Source organism: Halogeometricum sp. S1BR25-6, assembly GCF_031624495.1.
Classification (GTDB): domain Archaea; phylum Halobacteriota; class Halobacteria; order Halobacteriales; family Haloferacaceae; genus Halogeometricum; species Halogeometricum salsisoli.
In genome coordinates this window covers 529,992-543,461 of record NZ_JAMQOP010000002.1, presented here as the reverse complement: position 1 = coordinate 543,461, position 13,470 = coordinate 529,992, and the positions used below count along the sequence as shown (strand labels likewise).

The window sequence follows — 13,470 nt, the reverse complement described above, 5'->3', positions numbered from 1 at the left end:
GTTTTCGGTGCGGGTTAAGTCCTTCCCCAGATGGGACGCTCTGCACCCGCCTCGCTGTGGGTGACACTCCGTAGCACACTACGGGCTGGAACATACAAATCCCTACCGACCGCGTCCATCGATGCCGTGGAACTTTCACGTCCCACCGCCTCCTCGCGAATATGCGTACACTCGCGTTCGACGGGCGAATGGGTGCCAGCGGCGACATGATCCTCGCCGCCCTCCTCGCGGCGGGTGCCGACCGCGACGCCCTCGCCCCCGTCGAAGAGGCTCTCGACGTCCGCTACGAGACGTCGACGGCGGTGAAGAACGGTATCTCGGCGACCCGCGTTCGCGTGCTGTTGGACGACGAGGACAGGGCGGACGGCGACGGGGAAGACGCCGAGTCGCCGAACGACGACCACGGCCACACGCACGACCACGACCATACCCACGGGCACGACCACGACCACACCCACGGTCACGACCACGACGCCGGCGATGCCCACGCGACGCCCGCGGAGGGGCACGGTCCCCACCGCGCGTACGCGGAAGTCGTCGAGATTGTCGAGTCGATGGACCTCCCCCCGTCGGTCGAACGCGACGCCAAAGCCGTCTTTCGGATACTCGGCGAAGCGGAGTCGTCGGTCCACGGGACCGACCTGACGGAGACGCACTTCCACGAGGTCGGTGCGGACGACGCCATCGCGGACGTGGTCGGCGCCTGCCTCCTCCTCGCGGACCTCGGGGTCGACCGCGTCGTCACCGCCCCCCTCGCGACGGGCGGCGGCGAGCAATCGATGGCCCACGGCACCTACCCCGTCCCGACGCCCGCGGTGGTCGAAATCGCACAACGCGCCGACTGGTCGCTGAAGGGCGGTCCCGTCGAGGCGGAACTGCTGACGCCGACGGGCGCGGCGATACTCGCGCACGTCGCCGAGGGCGTCGAGACGCTCCCCGCCCTCCGAATCGACGACTCGGGGTACGGCGCCGGCGGCTACGACTTCCCCGAGCACCCGAACGTCCTCCGCGCCCTCGTCGGCGACGGCGAGGGCCGCCTCTCCCGCGACGAGATAACCGTCCTGGAGACGAACCTCGACGACGCCTCACCCGAACTGCTGGGACGCCTCCAGTCGACGCTGACCGAGGCCGGCGCGCGCGACGTGACGGTACTCCCGGCGACGATGAAGAAGTCCCGGCCGGGTCACCTCGTGAAGGTCGTGGTCAAACCCGAGGACGCCGAACGCGTGGCGCACCGCCTCGCCGTCGAAACCGGCACCTTGGGCGTCCGCGAACACGGCGCCGGCCACCGCTGGATAGCCGACCGGACGTTCGAGACGGCGGAACTCGAAATCGGCGAGGAGACCTACCGGGTGGCGGTGAAAGTCGCCGCCGACGCGACGGGCGAGACGTACGACCGGAGCGCGGAGTTCGACGACGCCGCCTCCGTCGCCGACGCGACGGACCTTCCCGTCCGCGAGGTGATGCGGCGCGCCGAAAGCGCGGTCTCCTTCCCCAACTAAACGCGCGCTTCGAGTACTCACACGCGCTTTTTCGGGCGTCTCAGGATCTCGACTCGCCCCTTTAAACCACATTAATATGCAACCAGTCCGGTAATTGAATACGGGAACTTGTTCCTGAATGCAATGTCCGCTGACTCGCTCGAAGACCTGTTCGTGGATGGACTGCAGAAGATATACTACACCGAGCAACAGCTCGAAAACGCGCTCGAAGAACTCGAGAGCGGCGCGGAGGACGAGGAGATTCAGAGCGCGTTCTCCGAGCACCGAGAGGAGACGCGGACGCACATCGAGCGCCTCGAAGAGGTGTTCGAGGCGCTCGGTCAGGAGGCCGAGGGCAAGCAGGACCGCGTCGTCGACGCGATGATCGAAGAGCACGAGGAGTTCACCGAGCAGAACCCCGACGACAAGGTGCTCGAGCGGTACAACGTCGCCGCCGGTCAGAAGTCCGAGCACTACGAAATCGCGTCCTACGGCAACCTCATCCCGCTGGCCGACCAGCTCGGGATGGAGGACGCGGCGGACACCCTCGAAGAGACGCTCCGCGAGGAGCAGGACGCCCTGGAGAAGCTCTCGAAACTCGGCGAAGGCTACGACTACGGCGAGATTCCGTCCGAAGCGTAAGCCGTTCCCGACGCCGAGCACCGTCCGCCACGACCGACCCGCTCTCACCCTCGTTCTTCTTTCGACGCGTCGCGCGTCCGACCGTTCAGCCGTCGGCGTCCGCGTCTTCCGTCGTATCCGCGTCCGCACCGCTTTCCGCGTCCGCGGGTTCCCCCTCGTCGCCGCTCCGCTCGCGGTGCTCGGCCAAGGCCTCGTTGACGGTCAGGTCGCCGGCGGCGACGCGCCGGGCGAGTCCCTCGTCGATGGTGCGGCTGTCCTCGCTCACGCGCCGCGAGTGGTCCTTGATGCGCTGGAGTTCCCCTTGCGTGGGTTCGATGTCCCGGGAGTCCACCGCTTCGCCGCGGCGCCGGGCGATGTTCACCGCCGCGAGTACGTCGCCCATGCCGCGGGTTCCGGTACCGAGGTAGGGGGTCGTCCCCGTCTCGTCGACGAGTTCGACGGTCACGTCCTCCAGTTCGTTCACGATGGTCGCCCCCTGCAGGCGGGCGCCGTCGCCGACGCGGACCAAGGCGTCGGGACTGTCGGCCACCTCCTCTCGAATCGTCGCCACCGCGTCCGCGAGGGGGACGTGAAACGCCGCGACGACGGTGTCCCCGGCGAGCACGGCGATGCCGGGTCGCGTACCGGGGTCGACGCCCACTATCGTCCGCCCGCCGTCGCCGCGGAGGAGGGCGACGGCCTCCTCGACGGCGCGCCTGACCTCGTCCGTCGGCGCGACGACCACGTCGACGTCCGCATCCGCGTCCGCGTCGCCGCCACCGCCGTCGCTATCGCCGCTGCCGCCGTCCGGCAGGTCGGTGTCGTCCGTCTCGGCGACCACGACCACGCTCGTCCCGTCGGGCAACTCGGCGCCGGGTTCGACCGTCGTGAACGCGACCCCTCGGTCGCGGAGTTCGCCGACGACGTCGTGGTAGAACTCGAAGTCCGCGGTGGCGACGACTATCACGCCGCGGACGTTCGAGAGGAACCGAGTAAAGCGTGTCGCGCCGCGGCGGGCGGCCGGCCGGGAACGTGCGGGCGGCGCGCTGACCGGCCGTCGCCGTCGGAACGCGGGACGGCGACCGGGGGGTTTTTCGGCGGACGCGACCCACCTCCTCTCGTGTCCGACCCAGTCACTACCGGGTGCCGGTCGCTCGACGACCTCTTGGGGGGCGGGTTCGAGCGCGGAACCGTCACGCAGGTGTACGGCCCGCCGGCGGCGGGGAAGACGAACCTCGCGCTGTCGGCGGCGGTCCGCGTCGCCGCCGCCGGCGGCACCGTCGTCTACATCGACACCGAGGGGCTCTCGGTCGACCGCTTCCGCCAACTCGCCGAGCACGTCGCCGGCCCCGACCAGTCCATCGAGGACGTGACCTCCCGGCTCATCGTCTCGGAGGCGCACGACTTCGACGAGCAGGAGGAGGCCGTTCGCGACGCCAGCGAGTTCGCCGAGCGGGCGGACCTCGTCGTCCTCGACAGCGCGACGGGCTTCTACCGCCTCGAACGCACGATGGACAAAGACGACGGCGGCGAGTCGCTCCGCCGCGTCGCCCGGCAGGTGACGCATCTGCTCTCTTTGGCGCGGAAACACGACCTCGCCGTTGTCATCACGAATCAGGTGTTCTCCGACCCCGACACCGACCGCGTCCGCGCGCTCGGCGGCCACACGCTCGAACACTGGACCGGTGCGGTACTCCGCATCGACCGCTTCCGCGGCGGCAACCGCCGCGCGACGCTGGAGAAACACCGCGCGAAGGCGGCCGGCGAGACGGCAACGTTCGAGATAACCGACGGCGGCCTCGCGGCGACCGACCTGTAGCGTCGGCTCGGAGGCCGTCCGTTCGGCCCGGCACCCGTCCCGTCACCTGACAGATACGTGGCCGTATCTTTCTCGGCGGCCACGGTTGAAGGCGACTCGTGACCAGCGCATCTCACATCGCGGAGACCGGTAAGCGGATTCTCACCGAGACGAAGGAGAAGAACGTGACCTTCATGGCGGCGGGCATCGCCTACAACGCCTTCGTCTCGCTCGCGCCGATGCTTTTGCTCCTCCTCTTCGTCGTCTCGGTCGTCGGCGGCGGCCTCGAAGCGCGTATCGTCGACCTCGCGCGGACGTCTCTGCCCCGACCCATCGCCGATATCGTCGCGCAGATATTCCGCGGGGAGTCGGCCGTCGCCGGCGCGTCGCTCGTCGGTACCGTCGCACTGCTCTGGGGGACGCTCAAGATATTCCGGGGACTCGACACGGCGTTCTCGGAGATATACGAGACGACCGGCGAGAACTCCTTCGTCGACCAACTCAAAGACGGCGTGGTCGTGCTCGTCGCGTTGGTGGTCGCCGTCGTCTCCATCGTCGGGGCCAGTTCCGTCTTCGCCCGGTTCGCCGACGCGATTCCGTTCGTCGGTTACCTCCTCCCGGTTGGACTCGTCGCCGGCCTCGTCGTCGCGTTCCTGCCGATGTACTACGAGTTCCCGGATACGGACGTCGACTGGCGGAACGTGCTCCCCGGAGTCGTCTTCTCGGCGGTCGGGTGGGCCGCCCTGCAGGCGCTGTTTCAGGTCTATCTCACGTTCAAAGGCGGCGGGTCGGGGAGCTTCTTCGGCGGCGTCATCGTCGTCGTCACGTGGCTGTACTTCTCGGGCATCGTTCTCCTCCTCGGCGCGGTCATCAACGCGGTTGTGGGCGGCTACGCCACCGGGACGCCGGGCGGAGTCGGAACAGGCGCGACCAGTTGGGAGACGGAGCGAGAGGAGTCCATGACCCGCGACGAGTTTGACGACTACCTGCAGGAACTCAGAGCGCGAACCACGGGGCACTACGAGACGTCCCGGTCGACGCTCGACGACGAGGGGGACGTTCGTGAGATGCGCCCCGAGAGGACGGTGGAGGTGACGGAGCACACCACCCGCACGGACGACGGCGAGGAGTTGGTCGTCCGCTGTGAGTGGCGGACGGAGGCGCCCCGCGCCGACGCGGTGCGCGACGACGCACCCCTCGAGGCCGGGTCGGACTGAGCGGCGGCGGTTCGGGAGGGGTCGCGTTTCGAGGCCGTCGCTGGCGAGTCGGACCGGGGAGAAAATGTGGTCGAGTTCCGTCGAGGCGGGTCCGATTACAGGTCGCCGAGCTTCCGCATGACCTGTCCCTGGTACTTCTCGTCGGCGTTGACGCCCTTCAGTTCGAGCACGTTGCGTTCGAGTTTGTCCAGCGCGACGTGGAAGGCGTGTTCGGAGCCGTAGCCCTCGCCGCTGCCGGCCACCTGTCCGTGGCTGGTGCGGAGGCGCACCTGCGACTGGATGAGGGGCGTTCCGCGGAGCTTCTCCTTGTGCTCGTGGAAGCGCACGTGCGCGTGGTGCACCTGCATCTGCTGGTACTTGTCGACCACCTTCGTGATGGAGTCGACCACCTCGTCGCGGGTGAGCGTCTCCAGGAGACCGATGTTGGTGATCTGTACGTCCATGCGCTCCTCCTCGGTGAACGTCAGGGCGCGGAGCACGTCCGTCTTCGTGACGATGCCGAGCACCTCGCTGTCGCTCTCGGTCGGCGTCACGACCAGTCCCTCGATGTCGTTCTCGAACATCCGCTCGACGGCCTCCCGAACCGTTTCGCCGGGCGAGGCGGCGATGACGGGAGAGGACATCAGGTCGTAGACGGGTAGGTCGAGCATCCGGTCGATGTCGCCGCGGCGGTCGCCGCGACCCTGTCGGTCGGTGTTGCGCACCGAGAACTCGATGATGTCGTGCGTGGTCAGCACGCCGGCGAGCTTTCCGTCGTCGTCGATGACGGGCAGCCGCGAGACGCCGTTCTCGCGCAGGAGATTGATGGCCTGTCCGACGTGAGACTTCTCGCCGATGGTGACGACGTCTTCGGTCAGGATGTCGTCGACGGTGATGGCGTCGAGGTTCTCAAGCACCGCTTCGAGGATGTCGTTCCCCGTGATGATGCCGTACAGTTTCTCGCCCTCGTAGACGGGTGCGATTCGGGTGTCCCCCTCGACGAGCATCCGGGCGGCCTCTCGGATGTCTTCGTGGCGGTCGATACGGGGCGCGGACTTCATCACGGCCGACGCCTTGGTATCGTCCTCCATGCGGGACCGGACGAGCTGTTTCTCGCCGATAACGCCGGCGTAGTCCCCGTCCTCGGTCACGACGATGCCGCGAGAGTTCTCGCGCTCGAAGATGGACCGGACTTTACCCAGCCGTTTGTTTGCATCAACCTCGACGAAATCGGGAGTGGCAATATCAGCAATATCCATAGTCCGAGTAACCTCCATCATTAACGTACTCCTCCCCCGGTCTTGAAGGTTCGCGCTGGTTCCCGGTCGACAGGCGTCGCACGCTGCCGCCCGGACCAAATGGGTATTCGCGGCGCGTACGTGGTCTTGGACGTCAGTACACGCGCTTCTGACCCGGACCGACCGGACCGAAAAGGACTCAACGGACGGTGCATCTTCACCGGTATGGCAAACGGACTACTCGCGTTGGTTCCTGAACTCGTCGAGGTACTGTTGTTCGGCATCGGAACCGTCCTGCTGTCGGGTGTCGGCATCTACGCCGAGCGATTCGCGCTGTCGATGGTCGAGGGCGGGCAACTCGGACTCGGCGCGTGGGCGGCCGTGATGGGCGCCGTCGCCTTCGGCTTCGCGTACCTGCTCGCGACCGACCAGTTCCGACCGCGCGTGGCGGAACTCCTCGGTTCGGACGCGTAGCGCGAACGGTTGACCCGGAACGGAGTAAATTACGAATTTTTTAGAAGAGAAACTAATACCCGTCCGGGACCGTAAGATAGAGTATGGACAGCTACGACCCGGCCACGCTCTCGAAAGACGAGGCGTACGAGTTCGCGTCGAACGAGCGCCGACGGAGCCTCATCCGCACGCTCATCGCGGACGGCGCCCAACCGCTCTCCCGGGTCGTCGAGGAAGTCGTCGACGACGCGCGCGAGGAGTCGACACAGGGGTCGTCCGCGGACGCCCATCGCAACGTTCGCGTCGCTCTCGGACACACCGACATCCCGAGGCTGGCCGCCGCCGACGTCGTCAGCTACGATTACGCCGACGAAGTCGTCGCTCCCGGCGACCGCATCGAGGAACTCGAACCTCTCGTCTGAGCGACGATTGGGGCCACGTCCGCCTCGTGACGGCGAAAAGTCAGGTCTAGCGTCTATTATTTCACGGAATATTTAATTGGATTATTTGTTCCGCGGCGGAGTGCGTTCAACACAGAATGTCCCGGCTGATAGTACTCGGAGTCGTACTCATCTTCGTCACGACCGGCTGTATCGGCGTGGGCCCGTCGGAGTCACCGTCCGGCGAAATCGTGTCGGAGGTAGAGAGCGCGCAGACCCCGGACGGGTCCAGCGTCTCGCCTGACGCGACCACCGACGACGGCGGCGATTCGACCGACATGGCCACCCCGACGGACGCGCCGCCGAACGCCGACGCGGACGAAAACGAACCGAACGCGGACTCGAACTCGAATTCGAATTCGGACTCTGACGAACCGAACGCGGAGTCGGATTCGAGCGACTCGAACGAGCCGAACGCCGATTCGGATTCGGACTCGAACTCGGACTCGGACTCGGACGATAGCTCCGACGGCGCGAACGCCGACTCCGACGATTCCGAGAATGCGGACGACGACTCGGACGACTCGGACGAATCGAATACCGACACGGACACGGCAACCGATACCGCGACCGATACGGACACGGCGACCGATACCGTGACCGACACGGAGACCGAGACGCCCACCGACGCGGGCGCGAACGCCTCGGCCGCGGTCGACGCGGAGTCCGACGACGAGGACGACCCGAACGCCGATGCGGACGCGGAATCCGAGACGGCAACCGACACGGCTGCCGAAACCGACACCGAAACGGACGCACCGGAGAACGCCGACGAGAACGAAGACGAACCGAACGCGGACTCGAACTCGAATTCGGACTCGGACGAACCGAACGCCGACGACGAGAACGGCGAAACGGAGACCGAGGCACCGACCGATACCGACGCGCCGACGGAGACCGAAGGAGACGACGGCGCTCTGTCGGCGCTGCTGACGACTGCGGCGGCGATAGCCGGCGACGCGGACCGAGCGCAGAACCCGACGCAGACCGAGACGCGTCGCGAGACGGAAACGGCTGAATCGACCGACGAGCCGACAGCCACGCCGACCGACGAGCCGACAGCCACGCCAACCGACGAGCCGACAGCCACGCCAACCGACGAGCCGACAGCCACGCCGACCGGCGAACCGACAGCCACGCCAACCGACGAACCGACAGCCACGCCAACCGACGAGCCGACAGCCACGCCGACCGAATCCGCGACCCCGACTCGGACGGAGACCAGCACCGAGACGGAAACTGCCACAGCGACCGAAGCGCCGACTGATGAACCGACGGCGACGGAGGAGGCGACCGAAGACAGCGAACCGAACGCCGAAGCGGCGCCCCCGGCGAAGGACGGTGACGAGGGCGGACTCGTCGAAACCGCCCTCGGTCTCGGCGACGACGAGGACGGTCCGGAACCGAACGACAACGCCGACGAGGCGGCCTCGAACGAGTCCGACGGGGGCGGCTCACCGCCGAACGGTGAAGCAAACGGAAACGGAAACACGAACGGGAACGGGAACGGAAACGCGGGTTTCCTCGGATAGCCGGGCTTACCTCAGAAAGCGAGCGAACCCGCGCCGACGTGCTTTCTTCTGGTAGTCGGAGCGATTCGCCGAATCGCGTCGGCGCTGTCTCTCGGCGCGAACTGTAAGCGACGCGTGCGCCCAGTCGAAGACTCGTACCGAACAGCGTCGAGACGACTGCGGAGTCGACGGCTCCGCTCGTCGTTGCGAGGGATCAGAGTAGGGAGGGCGGGTTGTGAGCCTCACTCGCATCGCTCACGGTGTCCGTCGGTTCGAAGCTACTCTGCGGAACTAACGTATCCGGCTTGCGAGTGGCGAACACACGGGATGTTCACCGTGTAGTTCGCTTGGAAAAGTGAGTGGGTTGGGGCAGATTTGAACTGCCGGCCTCCTCCATGTCAAGGAGGTGTCATAACCAGACTAGACCACCAACCCGGTGTGCTGCGTGCAGTGCGCCCGTCTGAGCGCATTACCTCGTTTTCCGGGGATACAATTAAGGGTTGCGAATCGGAGCGGAGTCGCTCGATTCCGAGGGACGGCGCGGGGACGCGACGCGCTTTCGGGACTCATCGAACGTCGGCCCTCCCGTCGCTCCAGTCCCGCCCCGACAGCCTTATGCTGGTGTACTTATTTGTACATCATAACCCGAACACGTACATCGGTGTCTCACAATGACGCTTCAAACATACATCGAACGCGCGACGGAGGGAACGGACCTGACGCAGGAAGAGGCCCGCGAGGCCGCCAGCGCCGTCTTCGAGGGCGCGACGGACGCGCAAATCGGCGCGCTGCTGGCCGCGCTACGGGCGAAGGGCGAGACGGAGGCGGAGATAGCGGGGTTCGCGCAGGGGATGCGTGACGCCGCGCGAACCATCTCGCCGGAGCGGACGCCGCTGGTGGACACCTGCGGCACCGGCGGCGACGACTACGACACCATCAACGTCTCGACGACCAGCGCCATCGTCGCCGCCGGGGCGGGCGCGGCCGTCGCCAAACACGGCAACTACTCGGTGTCCTCCTCGTCGGGGAGCGCCGACGTGCTCGAAGTCGCCGGCGCCGACGTGGAGGCCGAACCAGCGGCCGTCGAGGCCGCAATCGACCGTGACGGCATCGGCTTCATGCTCGCGACGGTATTCCACCCCGCGATGAAGGCCGTCATCGGCCCGCGGAAGGAACTCGGCATGCGGACGGTCTTCAACGTGCTCGGACCTCTGACGAACCCCGCGGGCGCGCAAGCGCAGGTCGTCGGCGTCTACGACCCGGACCTCGTTCCGGTGCTCGCCCGCGCGCTGACGAAGATGTCCGTCGAACGCGCCCTCGTCGTCCACGGCTCCGGCATGGACGAAATCGCGCTCCACGATGAGACGCTCGTCGCCGAAGTCAGAGGGGAGGAGATCAAGGAGTACACGCTCTCCCCGGAGGACATCGGTCTCGACCCGGCGCCCGTCTCGGAAGTGGCGGGCGGCACGCCGCAGGAGAACGCCAAGGACCTCCGCGGCATCGTCACCGGCGACGTAACGGGACCGAAGCGGGACATCATCCTCGCCAACGCCGGGGCGGCGATATACGTCGCGGGACTCACAGACAGCATCGAGGCTGGCGTCGAACGCGCCGCCGAGGCCATCGACTCCGGGGCGGCCGCCGAGACGTTCGCGGCCCTCTGCGGTACCGAGGAGGCTCCCGACGCGGAGTCGGCGGAGGTCTGAGATGGTCCGGGTGAAGATTTGCGGCGTCACGCGCGAGGAGGACCTGCGCGTCGTCGAGGAGGCGGGCGCGGACGCCGTCGGCTTCATCGCCGGCGTCCCCGTGGACACGCCGCGCGAACTGTCGCTCGTCCGGGCGGCCGAACTCGCCGCCACCGCCTCGCCGTTCCTCTCGGCCACGCACGTCACCATGCCGGAGACGCCCAGCGAGGCCATCGACGTCGGCAACCGAGTGAAACCCGACGTACTCCAGATTCACGGCGAGTTCGATGCCGAAGAGTACCGCGCCGTCCGCGCCGCGGTGGACGCCTGCGTCGTCGCCGTCGTCGACGCCGAGGAACCGCAGCGAGCCCGCGCCATCGACGCGGCCGTCGACGGCGTCGTCGTCGACTCCGTGAGCGAGGAGGGCGCGGGCGGCACCGGCGAGACGCACGACTGGCAGCAGACGGCCAAAGTGGCTTCGACGCTCGACGCGCCGGTGATTCTCGCGGGTGGATTGACGCCCGACAACGTCGCAGAGGCCATCGAGACGGTCGACCCCTACGCCGTCGATGTGGCCAGTGGCGTCGAGTCCGAGGGCGGCGTGAAGGACCCCGACGCCGTGCGGGCGTTCGTCGAGAACGCCAAGGCCGCGGCCGCCGACGCCGCGGAGGTGCGGACGTGACGCGCGCGGACGGGGTCGCCGACGCTGACGTCGACGCCTCGCTGTCGCTCTCGCGCGCGGAGTTCGTCTCGCTCCTCGACGACGAGGAGCGTCCGGTCGTCGCGCACGTCACCGCCGACCTGCCGGCGACGACGCCGATGACGGCGTACGCGGCGCTCGCGGACCGCAGCGACTACGGCTTTCTCTTAGAGAGCGCCGAGAAGACCGCCTCCAGCGACCCCGACGGCGCGTTCGCGCCGGACCACGCGACGGCGGACCGACACGCCCGCTACTCGTTCGTCGGCTACGACCCCGAGGCCGTCGTCACCGTCGGCCCCGACGGCACTTCGGTCAAGTCGCTCGGCGGCCGCGCCGCACGCTATCTCGACCCCGGCGACGGCGACGTGCTGGACCGACTCCGCGGGGCGCTCCCGGACCTCCCGCGCGTCGGCTTCCCGGACGACGACCGACAGCGCCTGCGCGGTGGTCTGGTCGGCTTCCTCGCCTACGAGGCCGTCTACGACCTCTGGCTCGAAGAGGTGGGCGTCGACCGTCCCGAGACGGACACCCCGGACGCGGAGTTCGTCCTCACGACGCGCACCCTGTCGTTCGACCACGCCGAAGGGACGGCGACGCTCGTCTGCACGCCCGTCGTCGGCCCGGACGACGACGCGGGCGAGGTGTACGACGAACTGCTCGCGGAGGCCCGAGACGTCGTCGCGACCCTGCGAGCGGCGGAGGCCCCCGACACCGGCGGCTTCGTCCGCACGGGCGAGACGGCCGGCCCCAGAGACGAGTACGAGGCGGCCGTCCGCGAGACGAAAGAGCGCGTCCTCGACGGCGACATCTACCAGGGCGTCATCTCCCGCGTCCGCGAACTCCGCGGGGCGGTGGACCCGATGGGTCTGTACGAGGCGCTCCGGACCGTGAACCCCTCGCCGTACATGTACCTGCTCCGCCACGACGACCGGCACATCGTCGGTGCGAGTCCGGAGACGCTCGTCTCCGTCCACGGCGACCGGGTCGTCTCGAACCCCATCGCGGGCACCTGCGAACGCGGGACGAGTCCCGTCGAAGACCGCCGCCTCGCGGGCGAGATGCTCGCCGACGGGAAGGAACGCGCCGAGCACACGATGCTCGTCGACCTCGCGCGCAACGACGTCCGCCGGGTGAGCGAGGCGGGCAGCGTCCGCGTCGAGGAGTTCATGAACGTCCTGAAGTACAGCCACGTCCAGCACATCGAGTCCACGGTGACGGGAACGCTCGCGGCCGGCAAGGATTCGTTCGACGCGACGCGCGCGACGTTCCCCGCCGGGACGCTCACCGGCGCGCCGAAGGTGCGCGCGATGGAGATAATTGACGAGTTGGAACTCACTCCTAGAGGAATGTACGGCGGCGGCGTCGGCTACTACTCGTGGTCCGGCGACGCCGACTTCGCCATCGTCATCCGCACCGCGACGGTCGACCGCTCGGGAGAGGAGGACACCATCTCGGTCCGCGCGGGCGCCGGCCTCGTTGCCGACAGCGACCCGGCCGCCGAGTACGAGGAGACGGAGCAGAAGATGGGCGGCGTCCTCGCCGCCGTCGAGCGAATCGAGCGGACGCCCGCGGACGGTACCGGCGGCGAAGACGATTCGGAGGCCGCCCCCGAGGAGGCCCGCCGATGAGCCTCCGCGTCGTCGTCGTCGACAACTTCGACTCGTTCACGTACAACCTCGTGGAGTATCTCTCCGAACAGCGGGTGGACGGCGACACCGACGGGCGAAGCCCGTCGAGCAACCGGACGTCGTCCGGTGAGCCGGTGGAGGTGCTCGTCCGAAAGAACACGGCGTCGCTCGACGAGATTCGCGGTCTCGATCCGGACGCCCTCGTCGTCAGTCCGGGTCCGGGACACCCGAAGAACGACCGCGACGTCGGCGTGACGAACGAGGTGCTGACGACGCTCTCCGAGTCCGTCCCGACGCTCGGGGTGTGTCTCGGCCTCGAAGCCGCGGTGTACGCCTACGGCGGCAGCGTCGGCCACGCCCCCGACCCCGTCCACGGCAAGGCCTCTCCGGTCGACCACGACGGCCGCGGCGTGTTTCGAGGGTTAGAACAAGGGTTCCAGGCCGGCCGCTACCACTCGCTGGTCGCCACCGAAGTGCCCGACTGCTTCGAGGTGTCGGCCACGACGGTCCACGGGGCCGGCGAAAGCGAGTCCGACGATGGGACGGAACTCGTGATGGGGGTGCGCCACCGCGAGTTCCCCATCGAGGCGGTGCAGTTCCACCCCGAGTCGGTGCTGACGGGCGTCGGCCACGACGTGATGCGGAACTTCCTAGCGACCGTCGTCGGAGACGAACGCGTCGTCGCCTGAGTGCGACGGCGACGCGTCCGGTCTCCTCTC

At 67.9% G+C, this 13,470-nt stretch carries 13 protein-coding genes and 1 tRNA gene; 11 read left to right on the top strand and 3 right to left on the bottom strand.

The genetic code is table 11. The features are described 5' to 3' along the window. Positions 1-161 precede the first annotated feature (161 nt). Together larC and NDI76_RS12845 are read left to right on the top strand one after the other, a co-directional pair. Positions 162-1,502 carry a nickel pincer cofactor biosynthesis protein LarC gene (larC, locus tag NDI76_RS12850; protein ID WP_310924479.1) on the top strand — a complete coding sequence of 447 codons (1,341 nt, stop codon included), beginning with the start codon at positions 162-164 and terminating at the stop codon, positions 1,500-1,502. Between the two features lie 123 nt (positions 1,503-1,625). Next, a complete protein-coding gene (locus tag NDI76_RS12845; RefSeq protein ID WP_310924478.1) occupies positions 1,626-2,123 on the top strand; it encodes a YciE/YciF ferroxidase family protein in 498 nt (165 codons plus the stop codon). Between the two features lie 85 nt (positions 2,124-2,208). Here the strand turns inward: NDI76_RS12845 and NDI76_RS12840 are convergent, their stop codons facing one another. Then, the gene (locus tag NDI76_RS12840; RefSeq protein WP_310924477.1) at positions 2,209-3,069 is read right to left on the bottom strand and encodes a hypothetical protein; all 861 of its coding nucleotides are present in this window, start codon (positions 3,067-3,069) and stop codon (positions 2,209-2,211) included. Between the two features lie 153 nt (positions 3,070-3,222). Between NDI76_RS12840 and radB the strand changes: the two genes are divergently transcribed. Then, a complete protein-coding gene (gene radB, locus NDI76_RS12835; RefSeq protein WP_310924476.1) occupies positions 3,223-3,921 on the top strand; it encodes a DNA repair and recombination protein RadB in 699 nt (232 codons plus the stop codon). A gap of 98 nt (positions 3,922-4,019) precedes the next feature. Next, positions 4,020-5,117 (top strand): YihY/virulence factor BrkB family protein, encoded by a 1,098-nt coding sequence (locus tag NDI76_RS12830; RefSeq protein WP_310924475.1) that lies wholly within the window; start codon positions 4,020-4,022, stop codon positions 5,115-5,117. A gap of 95 nt (positions 5,118-5,212) precedes the next feature. Here the strand turns inward: NDI76_RS12830 and NDI76_RS12825 are convergent, their stop codons facing one another. Beyond that, the gene (locus NDI76_RS12825) at positions 5,213-6,355 is read right to left on the bottom strand and encodes a CBS domain-containing protein (protein ID WP_310924474.1); all 1,143 of its coding nucleotides are present in this window, start codon (positions 6,353-6,355) and stop codon (positions 5,213-5,215) included. Positions 6,356-6,559: 204 nt separating this feature from the next. Here NDI76_RS12825 and NDI76_RS12820 point away from each other — a divergent pair, with 204 nt between their 5' ends. From NDI76_RS12820 to NDI76_RS12810, 3 genes are all read left to right on the top strand, one after another. After that, positions 6,560-6,808: a DUF8151 family protein gene (locus NDI76_RS12820; RefSeq protein ID WP_310924473.1), complete on the top strand. Its 249-nt coding sequence runs from the start codon at positions 6,560-6,562 to the stop codon at positions 6,806-6,808. Between the two features lie 83 nt (positions 6,809-6,891). After that, a complete protein-coding gene (locus NDI76_RS12815) occupies positions 6,892-7,209 on the top strand; it encodes a DUF7344 domain-containing protein (RefSeq protein ID WP_310924472.1) in 318 nt (105 codons plus the stop codon). A gap of 116 nt (positions 7,210-7,325) precedes the next feature. Continuing rightward, on the top strand, positions 7,326-8,759 hold the full coding sequence (locus NDI76_RS12810) for a midas domain-containing protein (RefSeq protein WP_310924471.1): 1,434 nt from the start codon (positions 7,326-7,328) through the stop codon (positions 8,757-8,759). Positions 8,760-9,098: 339 nt separating this feature from the next. On the opposite strand, the gene NDI76_RS12805 is transcribed toward NDI76_RS12810, so the two are convergent. After that, a tRNA-Val gene (locus NDI76_RS12805) sits at positions 9,099-9,173 on the bottom strand. Between the two features lie 236 nt (positions 9,174-9,409). Here NDI76_RS12805 and trpD point away from each other — a divergent pair. From trpD to trpG, 4 genes are read left to right on the top strand one after another with little or no spacing between them, the layout of a single operon-like run. Beyond that, the gene (gene trpD, locus NDI76_RS12800; RefSeq protein ID WP_310924470.1) at positions 9,410-10,444 is read left to right on the top strand and encodes an anthranilate phosphoribosyltransferase; all 1,035 of its coding nucleotides are present in this window, start codon (positions 9,410-9,412) and stop codon (positions 10,442-10,444) included. A gap of 1 nt (position 10,445) precedes the next feature. Continuing rightward, positions 10,446-11,105 carry a phosphoribosylanthranilate isomerase gene (locus NDI76_RS12795; RefSeq protein ID WP_310924469.1) on the top strand — a complete coding sequence of 220 codons (660 nt, stop codon included), beginning with the start codon at positions 10,446-10,448 and terminating at the stop codon, positions 11,103-11,105. Beyond that, a complete protein-coding gene (trpE, locus tag NDI76_RS12790) occupies positions 11,102-12,751 on the top strand; it encodes an anthranilate synthase component I (RefSeq protein WP_425498365.1) in 1,650 nt (549 codons plus the stop codon). The genes NDI76_RS12795 and trpE overlap by 4 nt, the downstream gene beginning before the upstream one ends. Further along, a complete protein-coding gene (trpG, locus tag NDI76_RS12785; RefSeq protein WP_310924468.1) occupies positions 12,748-13,440 on the top strand; it encodes an anthranilate synthase component II in 693 nt (230 codons plus the stop codon). The genes trpE and trpG overlap by 4 nt, the downstream gene beginning before the upstream one ends. The last annotated feature ends 30 nt before the right edge of the window (positions 13,441-13,470 follow it).

Coding starts and splice junctions, on each gene's coding strand:
- NDI76_RS12845 (WP_310924478.1), top strand. CDS start 1,626: ATGTCCGCTGACTCGCTCGAAGACCTGTTCGTGGATGGACTGCAGAAG.
- trpD (WP_310924470.1), top strand. CDS start 9,410: ATGACGCTTCAAACATACATCGAACGCGCGACGGAGGGAACGGACCTG.
- NDI76_RS12820 (WP_310924473.1), top strand. CDS start 6,560: ATGGCAAACGGACTACTCGCGTTGGTTCCTGAACTCGTCGAGGTACTG.
- NDI76_RS12815 (WP_310924472.1), top strand. CDS start 6,892: ATGGACAGCTACGACCCGGCCACGCTCTCGAAAGACGAGGCGTACGAG.
- NDI76_RS12810 (WP_310924471.1), top strand. CDS start 7,326: ATGTCCCGGCTGATAGTACTCGGAGTCGTACTCATCTTCGTCACGACC.
- trpG (WP_310924468.1), top strand. CDS start 12,748: ATGAGCCTCCGCGTCGTCGTCGTCGACAACTTCGACTCGTTCACGTAC.
- NDI76_RS12795 (WP_310924469.1), top strand. CDS start 10,446: ATGGTCCGGGTGAAGATTTGCGGCGTCACGCGCGAGGAGGACCTGCGC.
- NDI76_RS12825 (WP_310924474.1), bottom strand. CDS start 6,355: ATGGATATTGCTGATATTGCCACTCCCGATTTCGTCGAGGTTGATGCA.
- larC (WP_310924479.1), top strand. CDS start 162: ATGCGTACACTCGCGTTCGACGGGCGAATGGGTGCCAGCGGCGACATG.